Consider the following 20,240-nt stretch of genomic DNA (forward strand, 5'->3'; position numbering starts at 1 on the left):
CCGCTACGCCCGGTCGCTCTCGTACGCGAGCCACTGCGCGACCGTATGCACCCCGTAATCCAGCGGCACCCCAGCCCGCCACCCCAGCTCGGCCGCCGCCCGCTCGACGTTGACCAGCGGTCCCGGAGGCTCGTCCGCGGCCTCGAAGGCCATCGGCCGGACGGCCTTGCCCACCGCGTCCGCCAGCTCCCCCATCCGGAGCCGCTTGCGGTTGGCGACGTTGTAGACGCGCCCGGCGGCCCCGTGGTCCAGCGCCGCCAGCACCGCGCCGGCGACGTCCTGGACGTGGACGAGCTGCACGGGCGGGCCTGAGACGTGCGCGGGCCGGTTGAGCGACGAGCTCAGCACCAGTTCGGCGACGGGCCCGCGCTGCGGCATGCCCGGCCCGTACGGCTCGCCGAGCCGCAGCACCACCGCCCCGGCGGCGGCCTCCTCCACCCGGAGCAGCGCCCGCGCCGTCGGGGCGGCGGCCGGGCTGACGGGCGTCTCCTCGTCCACCCACTTGCGCTCCGGGTAGACGTGGAACGAGCTGAGCAGCACCCCGCCGGAGCCGCCGGCGAAGGCCGCGCGCGCCAGGCGTACCTCTTCCTCGGGGTCGGCGTCCGGCGCCCAGCCGAGCGCGCACACGTGCACCGCCGGCACGTCGCCGCCGCCCGGCGCGGTGAGGCGGAAGCCGCGGTCGGCGAGCGCGTTCGCGAGGTGCTCGCGGACGAACGTGTCGGCACCGCTCACCGCCACCGGTCCGGCGTCCACGGGTCGCGGCGCGGAACCCCCGGGCGGCCGCGCGTATGGGGAACGTTCGGCCAGGCCCGCCTCCAGGCCCGCCCGCGCCACGTCGCGCAGCTCCGCGACCCGACCGGCCAGCTCCCGCCACCCCAGCTCGTGGCAGAGCCCGCCCGGCCCCATCGTGGTCAGCGCCTCGTCCAGCACCCGCGCGTCGCCGCGCTCGCCCCGGTGCACGACCCCCATGGTGTACGCGGTGAGCCACAACGGCCAGTGCCGCCCGGCGCCCGCCCTGGCCCGCAGCGCGTCGGCGTCGATCCCCAGGCCCGCCAGGTAGTCCTCGCACCGCAGGTCCCGCCACCGGTCCGTGCCCGGCACGCGTACGGCGCACTGCGCGACGCCCCGCTTGAAGAACGGGATCACCGGCAGGTCGAGCGGCGCCCCCGCCTCGCCCTGGTCGGCGAGCGGGTCGTCGGAGAAGAAGCACGGCGAGCGGCGCAGCCCCTGGAAGTCGTTGTCGACCAGGCTCGCGAGGTCTTCGTGCTCGGCCAGGCTCGGCACCGCCACGTACACCGGCACCCCGGCCTGCCGCAGGTATCGCCCCATGAGCACGTCGTCGGGCCAGGTGTCGCCGCGACCGCGCGCCCACTCGACGTACCCCTCGGCGACCTGCTTGGGCAGCAACAGCGCCGCCACCGGCGTGTACTCGCCGGCCCCCGCCACCCAGCGCGCCCCGGCCAGGGCCCCCTGGCGCACGGCGGCGCCGTTGCGGGAGTTCCAGAACGCGAACAGGGCGAGCGCGGCCTCCGGCATGGCGCGGGCGGCCCGCTCGGCCCGCTCGAAGAACGTGCTGGACAGCACCATGTCGTCGTGCAGGAGGATGTGGTGGGTGGACTCGTCGGGGATGCTCGACCAGGCCAGCAGCGACGTGCGGAACGCCGAGGGCCGCCCGCCCGGATCGGGATCGGTGACGACGTCGAACAGGTCGCCGGCCAGCCGCGCGGCGGCCTCCCTGCGCTTGGGGTGGGCCATCACGGCGCCGCTCAGGCGTACGGCCGCGATCGAGCGCACCTCACCGGACAGCCGAGCCCCGGCCCCGGTCAGGTTCCCAGGCATGCGCCTGCCGCGAGCTCGCCCGCTTCCACCAGCTCCAAGGCGTCGCGCCGCCGTTCCTCGCCCTCCCATTGCACCTCTCGCACCACCAGCAGCCCGGACCCGCAGGCCACCAGCACCCCGCCCACCCCAGTAGACCACACGGGCGCGAGCACGGTTCCGGGGGGCTCCCCGCCGCCGTGGTCGATGAGGTCGGCGCTGTGGACGTACAGCCGGCGCCCGGACAGCGACGTGAACGCCCCCGGATAGGGGGCGGCCAGCGCCCGCACCCAGTCGTAGAGCTCGGGGGCGGGCCGCGCCCAGTCGATCAGCCCGTCCTCGGGCCGCCGCTTCTCCCACCACGACCCGCCCGGTCCCTGGGCGCGGGCCACCACGCGGCCCTGCAGCAGCAGCGGGATGTACGTGGCCAGCAGGTCCACGTTGATCTCGGTGACCTTGCGGTAGACGGCGGTGACGTCGTCGCGCCGGCTGATCGTGAACTCCCGCTGCGCGATGAGGTCGCCCGTGTCGGCCCCCTCGTCCAGGAAGAACAGGCTGACCGCGCTCGTCTCCAGCCGCTTGATGATCGTCCACGGCAGCGCGGCGCGGCCCCGCCCCTCCGGCAGCCGGGTGGGATGCAGTCCGATCGAGCCGAGCGGGCACGCCGACAGCAGCGGCTCGCGCACCAGCTGCGACCATCCCGCGATGACGAACAGGTCCATGTCCTTGACCAGCTCGTACGCCTGCCCGTCGTTGATGTCGGCCGTCTCCAGCAGCGGGATGCCGTGCTTCTCGGACACCTCCCGCAGCGGCGCGTACCCGGAGCGGTGCTGCAGCTTCGGCGGGTAGCCGATCAGCAGCGACGGGGCGGTGCCCTGCGCCACCAGCACGTCCACCGCCGGAGCCGCGAACTCCATCCCGGTCGCGAACGCGAACGTCTTCAAAGGACCTCCCTCAGCACCCCGAACGCCTCGGCGTACGCTACGCCGATCTCCGCGCCGCGCAACGTGGCCAGCGCCGTCACCGACTCCTCGCTCCTGATGTGGGGGGAGGGCCGGTGCTGGCTCTTGTACGCCCGCAGCGCCGCGAGCTTGCGTTCCATGTGGTCGCCGATGTCGCAGTACGCGGTGGAGCGGGGCATCGGCTCGGAAGCCCACTGGATCTTCGACATCTCGTACATGAAGACGTTCGGCACCAGCCACTTGCCGAACTGCTGCCCGATCGGGCGGGCGGCGGCGAACCCCGCGTCGAAGACGGCGACGTGGTCCTGGTCGTAGTCGGCGAAGCTGGGCAGCAGCAGCAGGTCGGGCCGCCGGTCGTTCAGCGACTGCTCGAACAGGTCCACCAGTTCCCGGCGCGGCAGCGTGTCGAGCCGCTCGGTCATGCCGCGGTCGCCGTACGCGATCTCGCAGCTGAAGCCGAGCAGGCCGCGGACCGCCTCGATCTCCTGCAGCCGCTGCCGGTAGGTCGTGGCGCCGTCCAGCCCGTAGTGCCGCATGCCGTCCACCGCGAGATACAGGACGTGCACCTCGGCTCCCGCCTCTGCCTGCGCGGCCAGCAGGCCGGCACAGCCCAGGACCTCGTCGTCGGCGTGAGGGGAGATCACCAGGACGCGGTCAAAGCGGCGCATTCACTGCCCTTCGGTCCTCGCGGGCGCGGTAGTAGTCGGCGGTGGCCATGATCAGCTCGTCGAGCGTCACGCGGGGCCGCCAGCCCAGGTCGGTGGCGGTCCTGAGGGCCGGGATCTTGTGGAACGACTCCGCCTCGGCGTAGTCGGGGCCGTGCACGCTCCTGCCATCGACGCGGACGATGGGGGAGTCGCTGCCGAGCAGGGACTTCACCCGCGCGGCCAGGTCGGCGATGGTGACGGCGTTGGCCGGGTTGCCGACGTTGATGATGACGTCGTCGCCGTCCAGCGCCGCGTCCATGTGGTCGAGCAGGAACGTCGTCAGGTCGCTCGCCGCGACGAACGCCCTGACCTGCTCCCCGCCCGCGAACACCGTGATCGGCCGCCCCGCCAGCGCCTGCTGGACGAACGTGGGCATGACGAACCCGCCCGCCCGCGACTGCCGCGCGCCCGCCACGTTGAACGGCCTGATGACGATCCCGCGCAGCCCCTGCCGGCGGCTGTTGCAGACCATGGCCTCGGCCAGCGTCTTGGCCACGGCGTACTCGATGCGCGTGTTGTACTGGGTCGGCACGACGATGTCGTCCTTCTCGTCCAGCACGCCGCTGCGCCCGTACACCTCGGCTGAGCTGAACATGCACAGCGGCACCCCGGCGCGCGCGCACGCCTCGATGACCGGCGCGGTGCTGCCGATGATGTCGTGCCCTAATCGCCCCGAACGCGACAGGATGCTGGCCGGGCCGACGTAGGAGGCGGCGTGGATGACGCGGTCCGCGCCCGCGAAGTCGCCGCCGGCGGCCAGGTGGTCCTCCACCCGCTCGCGGATGACCGTGCAGCGGGGGTCGGCGTCGTAGTCCTCGCCGTCGATGACCGCTCCGGCGTTGGAGTCGATGATCCGTACGTGGTGGCCCGCCGCGAGGTAGGCGTCCACCAGATGAGAGCCGATGAAACCGAGACCGCCGGTGATGACAACTTCGCCACCTGGTGCTCGCACGGACCCGCCTTTCCCGCTCGAGGAAAACGGTCACATTGGGACCTAGGCACGGATTAAAACAGTTTTCGCCGTTCTTGTCACGCATGGCCACAACTTTTCATCGGCGTGCGTAAACCGCCTTCCCGGCGGGTACCTCCCTACGTTGACCTCGGGAGACGTCAACGATGTCCATTGAGCTCGACCTCGTGCCCAGCGGCCTCGTACGCGCGATCGAGGAGATGGCGCTGGTCGACCACCACGTGCACGGCGCCACCTCCCACGACCTGTCGCGCACGGCGTTCGAGGAGTTGATCAGCGAGTCGGACCGGCCGGTGCCCGCGTGGATGACCCGGTTCGACTCCCAGCTGGGCTACGCCATCCTGCGCCACTGCGCACCTGTGCTCGGGCTCGAGGAGCACTGCACGCCGGAGGAGTACCTCGCCCGGCGGGCCCGTCTCGGCGCCGCCGAGACCAACCGGCTGCTGCTGACCGCGAGCGGCGTCGGCCACTTCCTCGTCGAGACCGGCCACCGCGGGGACGAACTGCTCGGCCCGTCCGGCATGGCCGAGGCCGCCGGCGTGCCCGCCGACGAGATCGTGCGGCTGGAGAGCGTCGCCGAGCGGGTCGCCGCCGGCGGGTGCGAGGCGGGCGCGTTCGCCGGCCGGTTCGCCGAGGCCCTGTGGGAGCGCGCCCGCACCGCGCGCGGCCTCAAGACCATCGCCGCCTACCGGTACGGCCTCGACTTCGACCCGGCGCCGCCCACCCGCGAGGAGGTCACCGAGGCCGCCGGCCACTGGCTGTCCGCCGGAGGCGGCCGGCTGACCGACCCCGTGCTGCTGCGGCACCTCATCTGGACGGGGCTGGAGTGCGGGCTGCCCCTGCAGTTCCACATCGGGTACGGCGACCCCGACCTGGACCTGCGCCGGTCGGACCCGCTGCTGCTGCGCGGGCTCGTCGAACGCGCCGAGCCGACCGGGGTGCCGCTGCTGTTGCTGCACTGCTACCCGTACCAGCGGCACGCGGGGTTCCTGGCGCAGGCGTACCCGAACGTCTTCTTCGACGTGGGGCTGGCCGTGACCCACACGGGGGCGCGCAGCGTGGCGGTGGTGGCCGAGAGCCTGGAGGTGGCGCCGTTCGCCAAGATCCTCTTCTCCTCCGACGCGTTCGGACCCGCCGAGCTCCACCACCTGGGGGCGCTGCTGTGGCGGCGCGCGATGGCGCGGGTGCTGGGCGGGTTCGTGGCGGAGGGGGAGTGGTCGGTGGCGCAGGCGATGCGGGTGGCCACCATGGTGGGCTCGGCGAACGCCCGCCGCGTCTACGGCCTGGGGACTCCAGCGGGGCCATTCGAGTGATGACGTGCTCGGACTCACACCGAGCCCGAACACGCGCTCTCGTGGTTGGCCGGGTGGGGTGGTGGGCATTTCAGCAGATCGGACTCGAATCCCTGCCTCGCCAGATCGGCGACGCCACATCAGGTCGAATGACTGATTCGCCGGCCTCTCGCCGGACGTAATGTCGCTCACACCACCTCGAGCCCATCCTGATCGGAGAACACCGATGCCCCAGCTTGCCGGTGCCGAAGCTCTTGTCCGGCTTGACCCCGTCTTCGCACAGTTGGCCGCCGGCGTCGGGCACAACCTTTGGGGGCTGGCGCATCTGACCATGCGGGAGAAGGCGTTCGTCTGCCTGACGGCTGATCTGTGCCATCCGCATCTGGACGTCCCGTTGGCCATGCACGTCCAGATGGCCCTGTCCAACCAGGTCGAACCCGAGGCGATCCGCGAGCTCTACCGGCATCTCGCACCGTACGTGGGTTATCCGATCCTGGTCACCGCCTTCCAGCGCCTGGCGGAGCTCGGCCTGCCGGAGGCGCGGGATGACAAGCCCGTCGAGCTCACTCCGCTGCGTGGGGAGCTGGCGCGTGCCGTACACGATCTGGCGGCTGTGGACCAGGGGCTGGCCGAGTTCAGCGAAGAGCAGCTCGCCCAGCGCTGGGCCAGGCCTGGGCTCAGTGTCCGGGAACGGGCGATCGCGTGCCTGGTCGTGGATGTCTGCTACCAGACGCTGGGCGAGTCCCTGCGGCTGCACGCCGCGCTGGCGAGGTCTGCGGGCGCCACCGATGACACCCTTCGTGATCTGGTACGCGGTGTGGCCGAGTTCGGGATGGCCCGTAGCTGGGCAGCGGCCCGGGCGCTGGGCCTGTGACAACAGGGAAGGCTCCGGAAGGCGGTCGATCCTTAAGCATTCCGGCCTCTTGTCAGCATTGAGGTGGACTGCGAAGATCATCTGCTATGGGGCCTCGCGTCCCGGAGATCGTCCGCGGCGTAAGGTGAGCGTGTGCTGGCCGGGCGGGAGAGGGAACGAATCGCGATCGACCGCCTCCTGGCGGACGCCGGGGACGGTGTCAGCGGTGTCCTGGTCATCCGCGGCCAGGCGGGGATCGGCAAGTCCGCCCTGCTCGACTACGCCGCCGGTGCGGCGGATCCGCTGCGGGTCATGCGGGGGACCGGGCTGGAGTCGGAGGCCGAGATGCCGTTCGCGGCGCTGCACCTGCTGCTGCGCCAGGAGCTGCACCATCTCGACGGCCTGCCGGAGCCGCAGGCGCAGGCCTTGCGTACGGCGCTCGGCCTGGGGACGGCACCGCCTCGCGACCGGTTCCTGGTCGGGCTGGCCGTGCTCTCGTTGCTCACCGAGCTGAGCAACGACGGCCCGCTGCTCATCCTGATCGACGACGCGCAGTGGCTGGATGTCGATTCGGCCCAGGCACTGGTGTTCGCGGCGCGTCGGCTCGGGGCGGAGGGCATCGCCGTCGTCTTCGCCGCGCGCGAGGCCGGGTTCACGGCCCGGGGGCTGCCTGAGCTCGTACCGGAACCGCTTGGGCGTGAGGACGCGGCCGCTCTGCTGGCCGCCCACGCGCTCCGGCCCGACGAGCTCGAGCGCGTCATCGAATGGGCTCAGGGCAACCCGCTCGCGCTCAAAGAACTGCCCGCCTCACTGGGATCCGGGCCGGTCAGCCCTACCGTTCGGGACATCTACTCCGGGCGGATCCAGCGTCTTCCCGAGCGGGCACGGCGGGCGCTGCTCGTGGCCGCCGCCGACGACTCCGGCGAGCCGTCCGTGGTTCTGCGCGCCATGGAACGGCTCGGGCTGCGTTCGGAAAGCCTGGCGCCGGCGGAACACGATCGTCTCGTCACCATCTCGGGCGAGACGGTGACCTTCGGCCATCCCCTGATCCGCGCGGCCGCCTACCATGGCGCGGCCATCAGCGAACGGCACGCCGTGCACCGGGCGCTCGCCGACGCCGTCACCGACGCGGACCGCAGATCATGGCACCTGGCCGCGGCCGCCGCCGGTGCCGACGCGTCCGTCGCCGCGGAACTGCACAAGACGGGGCAGGCGGCTGCGGGGCGGGGCGCCCACGAGTCCGCCGCCGCGGCTTATGAGCGCGCCGCCAACCTGGCCCCCGAACCCGGGCAGCGCGGGCACCTGCTGGTCGGGGCCGCGGTGGAGGCGGTCACGGCGGGTTCGCTGGAGCGGGCTCAGGACCTGGCCGAGCGTGCCGCGGACCTCATCGCCGTGCCCGCCGACCTCGCAGCGCTCGCCCACGTGCAGGCGACGGTGGAATCCACTCGCGGATCGCCGCGACTGGCCGCCCGTATCCGGGTGCGCGGCGCTGTCCACCTGCGGGACCCGCGCGAGCGCGCGCTCACGCTCATGGAGGCGGGCCGTGACGCGTTCTACGGAGGCGACCACGCGACCCTGGCGGAGATCTCCGCCGAAGTGAACGGGCTCGGCCCGCCCGGCGCGCTCGTCGCGTCGTGGGCCAGGGGCGCCGAGGCCATCATGCGCGGCGACATGGCCGATGGCCTGCCGCATCTGCGTACGTTCGTGGCCCAGATCTCCGGGAACGGCACATCGGCGCCGGCCCGCATGATGGCGGCCAACACCGCGCTGTTCATCGGGGACGACGAGGCACTCAGCCTGCTCACCGAGCACCTGGCGAACGACTGCCGGCAGCACGGGATGATCGATTTGCTGCCCTTCGTCCTGCAGCTCCAGGCGGTCGCGGAGATGTTCCTGGGCGCTCACGACGTCGCGCACGCCACCGCCGGCGAGGCGCTGCGCATCGCCGCCGACACCGGGCAGACCCTGCGGCACGCGCACGTCGCGGGGGTGCTGATGCGGCTGGCGGCCATCGCGGGCGACGCGGACGAGTACGACCGCCTGTTCAGGCAGACCAGTCTGCCCGCCGCCGGGCAGCACCGGCCGTCGGAGGCATGGGCCGGCGCCGCGGGCGGCCTGCTCGACCTCGGAGCGCACGACTACGACGCGGCTCTCGACCGGCTGGAGGGCGTGGTCAACGGCCCCGGCTGGTATACGGCGATCGCCGTCATGGCACTGCCCGACCACGTGGAAGCCGCCGTCGCCGCGGAACGCCCGGAGCAGGCGGAGCGGTCACTGGCCAGATTCGCCCCGTACGCGCAGAACAACGGCCGGCACTGGGCGCGAGCGGTGGCGCTGCGCTGCCGCGCCCTGCTGGCGCCCGACCACGATGAGGCCGCCGAGCACTACGCGGCGGCCGTCGCCGTACACAAACTGGGCGGGCGGCCCTTCGAACGGGCCAGAACCGAGCTGCTGTACGGCGAACGCCTGCGCAGAGCCAGGCACCGAGCCGAGGCACGCCCGCTGCTCCGGTCGGCCCTCGGCACGTTCGAACGCATCGGCGCGGCCCGATGGGCGCAACGCGCCCGCGTCGAGCTACGCGCCACCGGCGAGGCACCGCCGGCCGCCGCCTCGCCGGGCGGCCTGCTCAGCGCGCTGACTCCTCAGGAGCAGCAAGTGGTACGGCTCGCCGCGACAGGCGCGAGCAACCGCAGCATCGCGGCGCAACTGGTCCTCAGCCACCGGACCGTGGGCTACCACCTGTACAAGGCCTTCCCCAAGCTCGGCATCACCTCGCGCAGAGAGCTGCTCCTGCTGGACCTCAACGGCTGAGGGGCGGCTGTCCGTTCTCATCGTTTGCCCTTGGCGAGGCCCAGTGCCCGCAGGCGCAGCCGATCCAGGGCGCGCTGGGGCAGCAGCCGGGCGAGAGTGCTCATCATGCGCGACTCCTTGCCCACGGGATAGCGGACGCGCGGCCTGGGCGCGGTCACGGCGTGCAGGACCGCGCGGGCGACCACGATCGGGTCGGAGCCGTCACGCTCGCGTTTGAGCGCGGTCCTGGTCATTGTTCTGTACGCCTCGCCGTACAGAGCCCTGCCTTCCGGGCCGATGGCGGCCAGGCGCGGCTCGATCTCGGCTTCGAGTTTGTCGACCGCGGAGCTGTGCACCGAGCCGGGTTCGATGAGGACCGCCTCCATCCCCCAGGGTTTGAGCTCCATGCGCAGGGCGTCGTTGAGCGAGCGGATCGCGTGCTTGGAGGAGCAGAGCGGGCCGCCGAACGGCAAGGTGATCCAACTGCCCACCGACCCGATCGTGATCACCCGCCCGCGCGTGGCGCGGAGCTTCGGGAGCATGGCCTGGGTGACGGCGATCTGGCCGAAGACATTGACCTCGTACTGCCGGCGAAGAGCCTCCAGCGGTACGGACTCGACCGGGCCTGTCACGCCGATTCCCGCGTTGTTCACCAGGGCGTCCAGCCTGTCCATGCGCTCGGCGGCCTCCGCGATCGCTCCGGTGTCGGTGACGTCCAGTTTGATCGGGATCACGGTGGGGCCCAGAGCCTCGCCGTCGGCGTCCTTGCGGACTCCCGCGTAGACGGTGAAGCCCTCCCTGGCCAGCAGCAGGGCCGTGGCCCGGCCGATTCCGGTGGAGGCGCCGGTCACCAGTACGACCTTCGACATGCTCTGACTCCTCACTCTGCGACCGTCCCGAGACTCCGCGACCGTCCCGAGACTCCGCGACCGTCCCCAGACTCCGCGACCGTCCCGAGACTCCGCGACCGTCCCCAGACTCCGCGGCCGTCGCGAGACTCTGCGAACATCTCGAGCCAAGCGGAAATCGGGTGCCTGGCGCATCTGTCGAACGACCTGATTGAGGTCCGCGTCCACCGGCACGCCGACGACCTTCACGTCCTGCCGGCCGCGACGGGTGTCAGGGGCGGAGCGGGTCGGGGGGTGGGGTGCCGGTGGCGGCGAGGGCGTCGCGGTAGGCGCGCAGGGCGCGGGCCGCGTCGCCGCGTTCCTCGTGCAGGGCCGCCACCCGTCCCCATGCCCGGACCGTGTCCGCCGTCGCCGGCCGGTGCTCCAGGACCTGGTCGACCGTGGCCAGGGCCGACTCCAGCTCGGCGTCCTCCCCGCGCAGGTGCGCGATCTCGGCGCGGGTGACGTACGCGAGCGCCGTCCAGGTCGCGTGGCCGGTGCCCGTAAGCCGCTCGCAGGCCAGCTCCGACCAGCGCAGCGCGTCGGCCACCTCGCCCAGTCGCAGCGCCGCCCGGGCGAGCCTGTCCTCGCACTCCCCGATCGCCCCGCGTACGTCCATCGCGATCAGCCGCTCGCGTGCCTCACCAAGGATCCGCCGTGCCCGGACGGGGTCGGACGGGATGAGCAGTTCGCCGTACACGGAGCGGAGCGTGGCGACGTTGCGGACGTATTCGGTCTCTGCCAGCAGCGCCATCGCCCGCTCGGCCAGCAGGGCGGCGTCGGCGTGCCGCTGCTGGTCCGAGGCGACCAGGGCGGCGTTCCAGTACGCCGAGCCGCGTGCCACGGGGCTGTCGAGCCGCTCGGCGAGCTCCATCAGCCGCTCCAGCAGCCGGCGCGCCCGGCGGACGTCGCCACGGCAGCGGTAGGCGTCCGCCAGGGTCACGCCGAGCCGGATCGACGCGTCGGCCCACTCCAGGTCGAGGGCCTCGAAGGTGGACATGGCCTGCTCACCGACCTCGATCGCGTAGGCGAGGTCGTCGCTGTCCCTGGCGCAGCGCACCACGTCGGTGGCCCGTTCAGCCCACATGGTCGTACCGGGATCGGCCTGCCGCCACAGCGCCTCGAACTCCTCGGCCGCCTCGTCACTCCGGCCGCACAACTCCAGGGCCCTGGCCCGGCCCAGCGCCGCCCGGTCCCGCAGCTGCCGCCGCCCGCCGGCCAGCACCGCGTCGAAGTCGGCCAGTGCCTCCTCGGCCGACCCGTTGAGAACCTTCATCTCGGCGAACGTGAGCCGCCGCTCCAGCTCGTACCAGGAGACCGGGTGTTCGCCGGTGGCCAGGAACTCGGTGGTGCTCCCGAGCCGCTCGGCGAGGTGGCGCAGCACCTCGGGCGAGGGGCGGCGCTTGCCCGATTCGATCAGCGACAAGTAGCTGGCCGACAGCAACCCGGGCACGACGAGCTCGCTCTGCGGCCGGTTCAGCTCCGTACGCAGCTCGCGGATCCTCTGCCCGACACCCTGCCCCATGGAGAGAACCATAGCTGTAATCAGAACCGTTGACAGATCATTACAACAGCTTTTACGTTCGCCGCATGCGCTTACCACTGCGGCACCTCCTCGCCGCCCTTCTCGCAGCCATCGCCACGACCACCGCGGCCGGAGCCGCCTCCGCCGACACCGACTGTGATCAGGCCTGTCAGCTCGAAGCGGCCTGGCAGCAACAACGCCAGAACGCGCTTCCCCGCACCGCCTTCTACGACGCCCCGGACCCGCTGCCGTGGGCGCCCGCCGGAACCCTGATCAGACACGCTCCCGCCGACTACACGATCGGCCGGGCGACCCGGATCCTGTATCACTCGCGCACGTCCTCGGGCCGCGACGTGGCCGCCTCCGGCGTGGTGCTGGTGCCGCCGGGCACCCCGCCCGCGGGCGGCTGGCCGGTGGTGGTCGACGCGCACGGCACCAGCGGCATCGCCCGCGACTGCGCCCCCTCGCTGATGAAGGACCTCTACCACGGCGACCAGATGACGCGCTTCGTGGAGCAGGGGTACGCGGTCGTCGCGCCCGACTACGCGGGCCTGGGCACCACGGGCCGCCAGGAGGCGGTGAACAAGACCGCCGAGGCCAACGACCTCCTCTACGCGCTGCGCGCGAGCCGCCACCTCGGCCTGGAACTGTCCCGCGGCTGGGTGATGTGGGGCCACTCCCAGGGCGGCGGCGCCACTCTGGGGCTGGCGGAACGCCTCGCCCACCATCGAGAACCCGGCTACCTCGGCGCCGTCGTCACCTCGCCCGCCGCCGACCTGCGCACCCTGATCGAGGCGTTGCCGGACTCGTCGTACCTCGGAGGCTTCGTCGCCCTGCTCGCGCAGGGTGCCTCCTACAGCGATCACCGGATCCGGCCGGAGCGGCTGCTCACCGACGAGGCGGTACGCCGCCTCCCGCTGACCACCTCAGGCTGCCTGAACGTGGTGCTGACCGGCTACCAGGATCTGACCGGTACGGCTCTCGTACGGCAGGACTTCGCGGACGACCCCGCGTTCGCCCGTTACCTGGCCCGCAACACCACCGGCCAGCGGCCCGTCGGCGGTCCCGTCCTGCTCCTGCAGGGCGACGCCGACACCGTCGTCCCGCGCGCCGTCACCGACCGGGTCGCGAGCACTCTGTGCGGCCTCGGCTCCGCCGTCGACTACCGCACCTACCCCGGCCTCGGCCACGACACCGGCTACGGAGTAACCGGCATCGACGACGGGGCGATGCCCGACATTCTCGGCTGGATCCAGGACCGGTTCGCCGGCAGGCCGGCCGCCACGACCTGCGAGGAGTAGCACCGTGGACGTGACCTTCCCGAGCAACGGCGCCCGGCTGTCCGGCACCCTGTACCTGCCCGAGGGCGAGGGGCCGCACCCCGCCGTCGTGCTGACCGGGCCGTTCGCCGGCGTCAAGGAGCAGGTGACCGGCGGCTACGCGGCGCTGTTCGCCGAACGCGGGTATGCCGCCCTGGCCTTCGACCACCGCAACTGGGGTGCCAGCGAGGGCACCCCGCGCCAGCACGAGGACGCGACCGCCAAGGTCACCGACCTGCGCGCCGCGATCGGCTACGTCGCCGGCAGGCCCGAGATCGACCCCGGACGCATCACGGTGTGCGGGGTCTGCCTCGGCGGGATCTACGCCACCCAGCTGGCCGCCTTCGATCCGCGGGTCAGGGCGCTGGCGCTCGTCGCCGCCGCGTACAACAACCCGGAGCTGATCAGGGACCGGTTCGGCGCGCAGAACTTCGCCGCGCTGATGACCACGTTCGCGCAGATCGCGCAGCGGCAGGCCGAGACGGGAGAGATCGAGTACTGGCCCGCCATCAACCCCGAGGGCATGCCCGCCGGCAACCCGGGCCAGGAACCGTTCGAGTACTACGGCACCGAACGCGGTGCCCGTCCCGGCTGGGAGAACCGGTGCACCGCGCTGTCGGTGCTCCAGGAACTGACCCTCGACGTCGACGCCTACTTGCCGCTCGTCGGCGCGCCGACGCTCATCGTGCACGGCCGCGGCGACCAGGCGATCCCCGTGACAGACGCCAAGGCCGCCTTCGAGAAGCTGCCAGGACACAAGGAACTGCTCCTCCTCGACACCACCGACCACATCGAGCTGTACGACGACGACCGCTACGTGACCCCCGCCGTCGACCGCGCTGTCGCTTTCTTCACGGCACACACGTAGGAGCCGAGCGAGGCCGGCCGGGTGGCAACGAACACGCCGACCACCGGTCGGCTTCCCTGCGCACGTACGGCCGGGGACGCGCCGACCGCCTTGCCGATCGCCGCCGCAACAGCGAGATCCGGTACGGCGATGAGCACATCGTCATGAGCGTGTTCCGGTTCGACACGGAGATGCTCGTCACGCCCCATCTGGCCAAGTTCGTCGGTCATGATTCGCCGATGCCGCACCTGCGTCGGTACCAGGATGACGAGCTGTTCGATCGGTTCGCGTACCACGCCTCTGAGCTGTGGGGCAACGGCCGTGACGTGTGGCAGCAGCCCCAGCCCGCCGGCCAGATGCTGGGTGACTGACCGGGGGCACTGATCGGCCCGTACGAACCCGGACTTCAGAACGCCGCCACCTCAGGCGGCGGTGGTGGTTCCGTGGCCGGTGCATCCGGCATGACGTCCGCGCTTCGCCTGCCGCGGCACGGGCCGGCCACTCGCGATTCAAGGGCTGCGTTGTGGATCAATCGGCTGCGTGTGTTCCACTTGCTGGAGAGGTTCGCCATGCCACGATCAAGGAGCGTCTGAGCGCGCGGCGTCACCTAAGCGACCACTCGCCCTTCTGGTCGGCGAACCCGCTGTTCAGGCCGAACTGGAACTTGGCCGGCCGCATCGACTCCGGCACCTCGAACACGATCATCCCCTTGCGGGTGTCCCCGGTGTTGACCGTCGCGCTCCCGCCGAACGACGGGCCTTCCCGCACGTCGAAGACGGTGGAGCGGTACTGCTGGCCCTCCCGGTCGATCAGCCAGGCCCCGTTCGTCGGGGAGTCGCTGTAGACGGCCCGGCCCGCGTTGGCGAGCGTGACCTGCACGGCGACGAGCTTGTTACCGGTCTTCGGCTTGAGATACTCCGAGGCCGGCTGGGCGGGGTCGACCAGCCGGTTCACCGTCACGGTCATCTTCAGGCCGGGATCCATGCCCTCGAGGGTGATGGCGCCGCCGATCGCCGCGACGGACTGCTCCGCGGGCGGGTTTCCGGTCGGCTCGGCGCTCGGCTCGTCGGACGGCCCGTCGGACGGCCCGTCGGACGGCTGGGTGGTCGGCTCATCCGCGGGCTGGGCGCTCGACGCGGGCTCGCGGGTGGGGAGGACCAGGTTCGGCGAGTCGGCCCCGGTGACGACGGCGTCCCTGCCGGCGTCGGCCAGGACCAGGACGATCGCGGAGCAGCCGCCCAGGAGCAGCAGCGGAATGCCGACCGCGAGCAGCACGATCAGGGTGACGTTGCGGCGCGGGGGAGGCGGCGGCCCGGTGGGCGGCTGGTATCCGTACTGGGGTGGCTGGGCGTTGTAGCCGTGGGGCGGGGGTTGCCTGCCGTACGGGTCTTGCGGCTGGGACGGATAGCCCATGGAGCGGCTCCTGAGACTCGGGACGCGACGCTGTGGGACGTTCCGATCGTCCTCCAGGTTGGCCCGGATCGGGTGTCCAGATGCGGACACGTGGACACCACCGCCGGGCCGGCGTTCGGGCGTAGGGACCTTGTCCGCGCCTGCGAGGGCGGCCGGGGCGGCTCCGTGTTGGTGGCGAGCACAACGGAAGGGGCCGTGTTCGTCGTGACGACCGAAGAGGGCCGGGTGAGGGTGGCTTACGGTGCCGGTATGGCGCGTCTCACCCTGGATGATCTCTACCGCTTCGCCGTGCCCTCCGATCCGCACTTACGTCCCGACGGCGGCGCTGTCGCGTACACGCTGACGACCGTCGACCGGGACGCCGACGAGAACCGTACGGAGGTCTGGCTGGCCGAGCCGGGCGGGTCGCCGCGGCGGCTGGCGGCCGGCAGCGCGGCACGGTGGTCGCCGGACGGGCTGACGCTGGCGTTCGTGCGGCCCGTGGAGGGCACGCCGCAGATCCACCTGCTGCCGATGGACGGCGGGGAGCCGTCGGCGCTCACGTCGGCGCCGCTGGGGGCGGGGGCGCCCGTGTGGTCCCCGGACGGGACCCGCATCGCCTTCACCGCTCCCGTCGCGCCCCCGAAGGCCGGCTCCCCGACGTCTCCGAGTGCCGGTCCCGGAGCGTCCGGAGCCCCCGGAATCCCCGAGGCCGGGGGGCTGGATCCGCATGCGCCCGTCGTCGCCGACCGTCTCGACTACAAGGCCGACGGCGCCGGGCTGCTGCGCGGCCTGACCACCCACCTCTTCGTCACGGACGTACGGACCGGCGAGACGGTCCAGGTCACGCGGGGCGACTTCCACGCGGGCGACCCGGCGTGGTCCCCCGACGGCTCGCGGCTGGCGTTCGTGTCGGACATGGAGCCCGACCGCGACCTCGTGGTGGGCGGCGCCGTCCACACCGTCCCGGCGGCGGGCGGGGCGCCGGAGCGGCTGACCGGCCCGGAGATCATCTGCGGCGGGGTGTGGTGGCTGGGGGAGCGGCTGGTCGTCGCGGGGTTCAAGGGCGAGCCGGTCGGCCATGTGCGGCTGTTCGAGCTGGGCCCCGGCGGCCTCGCCGAGGTGGAGACGGGGCTCGACCGGAACGTCATGACCGGCCACCCCGGCTACCCGGGCGCCACGCCCGCGCTGCTCGGTGACGACCTGCTGTTCTGCGTGCGCGACCGCGGCTGCACGCACCTCTACCGCGCCCCGGCCGAGCGGCTGGTGCCGGAGGAGGTGAGCGTGGCGGGGGCGAGTACGGCGGCGGGACGGATCGCGTACGTGGCCGCGACACCCCACAGCGCCGGAGACGTCTATCTCATGGAGCCGGGGAAGCCGGATCCGCTGCGGCTGACGGACTACGCGCTCGGCGACGTCGAGCTGTTCGTGCCGGGCCGCCGCACGTTCACCGCCCCCGACGGCACCCAGGTCGAGGGCTTCGTCCTGCGGGACGATACCGGGGCGGCCGGCGCGGGACCGCTGCTGCTGGACATCCACGGCGGCCCGCACAACGCCTGGGCGCCCGTGCTGGACGGCTTCCACCTCTACCACCAGGTTCTCGCCGCCCGCGGCTGGACCGTGCTGGCCCTGAACCCGCGCGCCAGCGACGGCTACGGCGAGGACTTCTACACCGCCGCCCTCGGGAAGTGGGGCCTGGCCGACACCCAGGACTTCATGGCGGCGGTGGACGCGCTGGTGGCGGACGGCACGGCCGACCCGGACCGGCTGGCGGTGACCGGCTACAGCTACGGCGGCTACATGACGTGCTGGCTGACGACCAGGACGGACAGGTTCAGGGCCGCGATCCCGGGCGGCTGCGTGAGCGACCTGACCAGCGTGTCCGGCACCTCGGACCTGGGCTACTTCCTGAAGACGTACGAGAACCAGGGCGACCTGGCCGCGCAGTCCCCGATGGAGGGCGTCGGCGAGGTCGCCACGCCCACCCTCCTCCTGCACGGCGAGAACGACGACCGCTGTCCCGTGGGCCAGGCCGAGCAGTGGTTCGCCGCGCTGCGCGAGCGGCGGGTGCCCGTGCGCCTGGTGCGCTATCCCGGCGCGAGCCACCTGTTCATCCTGAACGGCAGCCCCTCGCACCGGCACGACTACAACGAAAGGATCATCGCGTGGCTGGAGCAATGGATCGGCGACTCCCCGAACTGATCGCCGAGTACGAGGTGCCGGGCTCGGCGCTGGCGTACCTGCACCGGGGCGAGCTGCACGAGTTCGCCGCGGGCACCCTCAACGCCGCGACCGGTGTCGAGGCGACCGCGGACGCGCTCTACCAGATCGGCTCGATCACCAAGGTGTGGACGGCCACCCTGCTCATGCAGCAGATCGAGAAGGGCCGACTCACGCTGGACACCCCGGTGGCGGAGGTGCTGCCGGAGTTCAGGGTGGCCGATCCCGAGGTCACCAAGACCGTCACGATCAGGCACCTGCTCTCCCACACCAGCGGCATCGACGGCGACCTGTTCCTGGAGACGGGCCGTGGCGACGACTGCGTGGAGAAGTACGTGGCCGCCTGCGCCGACCTGGCCCAGAACCACCCGCTGGGCGTCACCCAGTCGTACTGCAACTCCGGGTTCATCATCGCCGGCCGGGTGCTGGAGCGGCTGGCCGGCAAGCGGTGGGACGACGTGCTCAGGGAGGGCATCGTCGAGCCGCTCGGCCTCACCCACACCTGGACGCTGCCCGAGGACGTGCTGCGGTTCCGGGCCGCGATGGGCCACATCGAGGGCGCGCCCGCTCCGCAGTGGGGGCTCATGCGCTCGGCGGGCCCGGCCGGGCTGATCTGCGCCCGGCCGGCCGACGTGGTGGCCTTCGCCCGCGCCCACCTGGAGGGCGGGCTGCTCGACGACCCGCGGGCCATGTGGGAGCCGCAGATCGACATCCCGAACCCGTACACGCTGGGCCGGCAGTGGGGTATCGGCTGGATCCTGGACGAGTGGGACGGGCACCGCGTCATCTCCCACGGCGGCAACACCATCGGGCAGCACGCCATGCTCTGGGCCGTGCCGGACACCGGCACCATCGCCTGCGTGACCGCGAACGGCGGCCACAGCGGCGCCTTCACCCGCGCCGTGGCCACCGAGCTGTTCGCCGAGCTCGACGCGATCACCGTGCCGGCCCCGCTCGGCCCGCCCGAGACCCCGGTCGAGGTGGACGCCTCCCGCTACGCCGGCGTCTACGAGCGGGCGGGGGCGCGGCTGACGGTGTCGCTGCGCGACGGGCGGGCGTGGCTGCGGCACGAGGCCACGGGAGAGCTGGCCGCCCTGCACGAGGAGCCGGTCGAGGCCGCGCTGGAGCCGGTGGACGACGTCACGTTCATCTGGCGGCCGGACGGCGAGCCCCAGGGGACGGCCGTCGTGTTCTACGAGCTGTCCGACGGCTCCCCGTACGTGCACCTGGGCGCCCGCGCGACCCCGAAGACGGCCTGAGGAGCCGGCGTGGACCTGAGGACCCGGCTGGACGGGGAGCCGGCGTGGACCTGAAAGACCGGCTCGACGAGGAGGAGGCCGCATGGACCTGAAGGACCGGCTCGACGAGGCGGCGCGCAGGCACGGCGTGCCCGGCGCGGCCATCGCCGTGTGGACGGACGGCGAGCTGCGCGAGGCCGCCACCGGCGTGGTCAACCGGGCGACCGGGGTGGAGACGACCCCGGACAGCGTGTTCCAGGTCGGCTCCACCACCAAGGTGTGGACGGCCGCCCTGGTCATGCAGCTCGTGGAGGACGGACTGGTCGGCCTGGACCGGCCGGTCGGCGACCACCTCCCCGGGTTCGCGTACGGCGAGGTCACCGTGCGGCAGCTGCTCACGCACACCGGCGGGTTCGACGGCGACGTGTTCGAGGACACCGGACGCGGCGACGGCTGCCTCGACCGGTACGTCGAGCACCTGCGCACCGTCGCCCGGGTGCACGAGCCCGGCGCGCTGTTCTCGTACTGCAACGCCGGGTTCTGCGTGCTCGGCGCGCTCGTCGCCCGGCTGCGCGGCACCACCTGGGAGCAGGCGATGCGCGATCGCCTGCTCGGCCCGCTCGGCGCCACGCAGGCGGCGCTGTTCGGGGAGGAGGCCGTGCTGTTCCGGGCCTCGGCGGGGCACGTCGGGCCGGGCAACGACGTCTACCGCCAGTGGCAGATGCCCCGCTCGAACGCCCCGGCCGGGTCCACCATGTGCCTGGCGCCGCGCGAGCTGGTCGCGTTCGGGCGGGCGCTGGCCGCGGGCGGCGCCGCTCCCGGCGGCGCCCGGCTGCTGTCTGCCGAGTCCGTGGCCGCCATGCTCACGCCGCAGGTGGACGTGCCGGGGCCGCCTCCAGGCGAGCGCTGGGGGCTGGGCGTGACCCTGCACGACTGGGGCGCGTTCGGGCACGACGGCGGCACGCCGGGGCAGAGCACGTACTGGCACATGCTGCCCGAGCACGACTTCGGCATCGCGATCAGCGCGAACGGCGGCGCGTTCGACGGCCTCCTCGCCGACGTGGTGCGGCCGGTCATCGAGGAGGCCACCGGCGTCGCGGTCCCGCCGCCGCCCGTGCCGCCGGGCGACCCGCGCTCCGTGGACGGTTCGCCGTACGCCGGGCGGTACGAGGGGCCGCAGATGGCCTACGAGGTGACCCCCGCCGGCGGCGGGCTGGACATCGCGCTCCTGCCGGGCGAGCTCATGGCCGGCATGGGGGTGGCCCCCAGGACGGCCAGGTACGTCCCGCTCGCCGGTGACACGTTCATCGCCACAGAGTCGCAGGACGGCAGGCACGAGACGGTCACGTTCGTCATGCGCGACGGCCGGGCCGCGTACCTGCACAACGGCCGGGCCGTCCCGCGCGTCTGACCGCCCCAGTAG

At 72.6% G+C, this 20,240-nt stretch carries 16 protein-coding genes; 9 read left to right on the forward strand and 7 right to left on the reverse strand.

Annotated elements, in window-relative coordinates:
• Positions 1–3: 3 nt before the first annotated feature.
• The 4 genes from FH608_RS14490 to FH608_RS14505 are packed head-to-tail and all read right to left on the reverse strand — an operon-like array spanning position 4 to position 4,436.
• On the reverse strand, positions 4–1,839 hold the full coding sequence (locus FH608_RS14490) for an NAD-dependent epimerase/dehydratase family protein (RefSeq protein WP_139631031.1): 1,836 nt from the start codon (positions 1,837–1,839) through the stop codon (positions 4–6).
• Positions 1,824–2,759 carry a methionyl-tRNA formyltransferase gene (locus tag FH608_RS14495; RefSeq protein WP_139631032.1) on the reverse strand — a complete coding sequence of 312 codons (936 nt, stop codon included), beginning with the start codon at positions 2,757–2,759 and terminating at the stop codon, positions 1,824–1,826. The genes FH608_RS14490 and FH608_RS14495 overlap by 16 nt, the downstream gene beginning before the upstream one ends.
• On the reverse strand, positions 2,756–3,445 hold the full coding sequence (locus FH608_RS14500; protein ID WP_139631033.1) for a PIG-L deacetylase family protein: 690 nt from the start codon (positions 3,443–3,445) through the stop codon (positions 2,756–2,758). The genes FH608_RS14495 and FH608_RS14500 overlap by 4 nt, the downstream gene beginning before the upstream one ends.
• Positions 3,432–4,436 (reverse strand): NAD-dependent epimerase/dehydratase family protein, encoded by a 1,005-nt coding sequence (locus FH608_RS14505; RefSeq protein ID WP_139631034.1) that lies wholly within the window; start codon positions 4,434–4,436, stop codon positions 3,432–3,434. The genes FH608_RS14500 and FH608_RS14505 overlap by 14 nt, the downstream gene beginning before the upstream one ends.
• 164 nt (positions 4,437–4,600) lie before the next feature.
• On the opposite strand from FH608_RS14505, the gene FH608_RS14510 reads away from it, so the two are divergent.
• The 3 genes from FH608_RS14510 to FH608_RS14520 all read left to right on the forward strand — a co-directional run bounded on the left by FH608_RS14510 (position 4,601) and on the right by FH608_RS14520 (position 9,410).
• Entirely contained in the window at positions 4,601–5,767 is a 1,167-nt protein-coding gene (locus FH608_RS14510; protein ID WP_226899527.1) for an amidohydrolase family protein, read from the forward strand.
• A 205-nt stretch (positions 5,768–5,972) separates the two neighbouring features.
• A complete protein-coding gene (locus tag FH608_RS14515) occupies positions 5,973–6,620 on the forward strand; it encodes a carboxymuconolactone decarboxylase family protein (RefSeq protein WP_193318418.1) in 648 nt (215 codons plus the stop codon).
• A 132-nt stretch (positions 6,621–6,752) separates the two neighbouring features.
• Complete coding sequence (locus FH608_RS14520) at positions 6,753–9,410, forward strand: AAA family ATPase (protein ID WP_139631036.1); 2,658 nt, start codon at positions 6,753–6,755, stop codon at positions 9,408–9,410.
• 17 nt (positions 9,411–9,427) lie between these two features.
• Here FH608_RS14520 and FH608_RS14525 read toward each other — a convergent pair whose 3' ends face one another.
• Together FH608_RS14525 and FH608_RS14530 are read right to left on the reverse strand one after the other, a co-directional pair.
• Positions 9,428–10,258, reverse strand: coding sequence for an SDR family oxidoreductase (locus tag FH608_RS14525; RefSeq protein ID WP_139631037.1), 831 nt, complete (start codon positions 10,256–10,258; stop codon positions 9,428–9,430).
• A gap of 250 nt (positions 10,259–10,508) precedes the next feature.
• Complete coding sequence (locus tag FH608_RS14530; RefSeq protein WP_193318419.1) at positions 10,509–11,801, reverse strand: helix-turn-helix domain-containing protein; 1,293 nt, start codon at positions 11,799–11,801, stop codon at positions 10,509–10,511.
• A 65-nt stretch (positions 11,802–11,866) separates the two neighbouring features.
• On the opposite strand from FH608_RS14530, the gene FH608_RS14535 reads away from it, so the two are divergent.
• From FH608_RS14535 to FH608_RS14545, 3 genes are all read left to right on the forward strand, one after another.
• Positions 11,867–13,102: a lipase family protein gene (locus FH608_RS14535; RefSeq protein ID WP_139631039.1), complete on the forward strand. Its 1,236-nt coding sequence runs from the start codon at positions 11,867–11,869 to the stop codon at positions 13,100–13,102.
• 4 nt (positions 13,103–13,106) lie between these two features.
• The gene (locus tag FH608_RS14540) at positions 13,107–13,988 is read left to right on the forward strand and encodes an alpha/beta hydrolase (RefSeq protein WP_139631040.1); all 882 of its coding nucleotides are present in this window, start codon (positions 13,107–13,109) and stop codon (positions 13,986–13,988) included.
• Positions 13,989–14,131: 143 nt separating this feature from the next.
• Positions 14,132–14,338, forward strand: coding sequence for a hypothetical protein (locus FH608_RS14545; protein ID WP_226899530.1), 207 nt, complete (start codon positions 14,132–14,134; stop codon positions 14,336–14,338).
• Between the two features lie 232 nt (positions 14,339–14,570).
• Here FH608_RS14545 and FH608_RS14550 read toward each other — a convergent pair whose 3' ends face one another.
• Positions 14,571–15,380, reverse strand: coding sequence for a DUF4352 domain-containing protein (locus FH608_RS14550; RefSeq protein WP_139631041.1), 810 nt, complete (start codon positions 15,378–15,380; stop codon positions 14,571–14,573).
• A 249-nt stretch (positions 15,381–15,629) separates the two neighbouring features.
• Between FH608_RS14550 and FH608_RS51455 the strand changes: the two genes are divergently transcribed.
• The 3 genes from FH608_RS51455 (at position 15,630) to FH608_RS14560 (ending at position 20,228) form a co-directional block, all read left to right on the forward strand.
• Positions 15,630–17,561 carry a S9 family peptidase gene (locus tag FH608_RS51455; protein WP_193318420.1) on the forward strand — a complete coding sequence of 644 codons (1,932 nt, stop codon included), beginning with the start codon at positions 15,630–15,632 and terminating at the stop codon, positions 17,559–17,561.
• On the forward strand, positions 17,537–18,838 hold the full coding sequence (locus tag FH608_RS51460; protein WP_193318421.1) for a serine hydrolase: 1,302 nt from the start codon (positions 17,537–17,539) through the stop codon (positions 18,836–18,838). The genes FH608_RS51455 and FH608_RS51460 overlap by 25 nt, the downstream gene beginning before the upstream one ends.
• Positions 18,839–18,920: 82 nt before the next feature.
• Positions 18,921–20,228: a serine hydrolase domain-containing protein gene (locus FH608_RS14560; RefSeq protein ID WP_139631042.1), complete on the forward strand. Its 1,308-nt coding sequence runs from the start codon at positions 18,921–18,923 to the stop codon at positions 20,226–20,228.
• Positions 20,229–20,240 lie beyond the last annotated feature (12 nt).

It is taken from the genome of Nonomuraea phyllanthi (genome assembly GCF_006334985.2).
GTDB lineage: Bacteria > Actinomycetota > Actinomycetes > Streptosporangiales > Streptosporangiaceae > Nonomuraea > Nonomuraea phyllanthi.

Excerpts from the sequence above, each read along its gene's own strand:
- FH608_RS14535 (WP_139631039.1), top strand. The coding sequence starts at position 11,867 with ATGCGCTTACCACTGCGGCACCTCCTCGCCGCCCTTCTCGCAGCCATC.
- FH608_RS14510 (WP_226899527.1), top strand. The coding sequence starts at position 4,601 with ATGTCCATTGAGCTCGACCTCGTGCCCAGCGGCCTCGTACGCGCGATC.
- FH608_RS14545 (WP_226899530.1), top strand. The coding sequence starts at position 14,132 with ATGAGCGTGTTCCGGTTCGACACGGAGATGCTCGTCACGCCCCATCTG.
- FH608_RS14515 (WP_193318418.1), top strand. The coding sequence starts at position 5,973 with ATGCCCCAGCTTGCCGGTGCCGAAGCTCTTGTCCGGCTTGACCCCGTC.
- FH608_RS51460 (WP_193318421.1), top strand. The coding sequence starts at position 17,537 with ATGGATCGGCGACTCCCCGAACTGATCGCCGAGTACGAGGTGCCGGGC.
- FH608_RS14525 (WP_139631037.1), bottom strand. The coding sequence starts at position 10,258 with ATGTCGAAGGTCGTACTGGTGACCGGCGCCTCCACCGGAATCGGCCGG.
- FH608_RS14500 (WP_139631033.1), bottom strand. The coding sequence starts at position 3,445 with ATGCGCCGCTTTGACCGCGTCCTGGTGATCTCCCCTCACGCCGACGAC.
- FH608_RS14490 (WP_139631031.1), bottom strand. The coding sequence starts at position 1,839 with ATGCCTGGGAACCTGACCGGGGCCGGGGCTCGGCTGTCCGGTGAGGTG.
- FH608_RS14560 (WP_139631042.1), top strand. The coding sequence starts at position 18,921 with ATGGACCTGAAGGACCGGCTCGACGAGGCGGCGCGCAGGCACGGCGTG.
- FH608_RS14550 (WP_139631041.1), bottom strand. The coding sequence starts at position 15,380 with ATGGGCTATCCGTCCCAGCCGCAAGACCCGTACGGCAGGCAACCCCCG.
- FH608_RS14530 (WP_193318419.1), bottom strand. The coding sequence starts at position 11,801 with ATGGGGCAGGGTGTCGGGCAGAGGATCCGCGAGCTGCGTACGGAGCTG.
- FH608_RS51455 (WP_193318420.1), top strand. The coding sequence starts at position 15,630 with ATGGCGCGTCTCACCCTGGATGATCTCTACCGCTTCGCCGTGCCCTCC.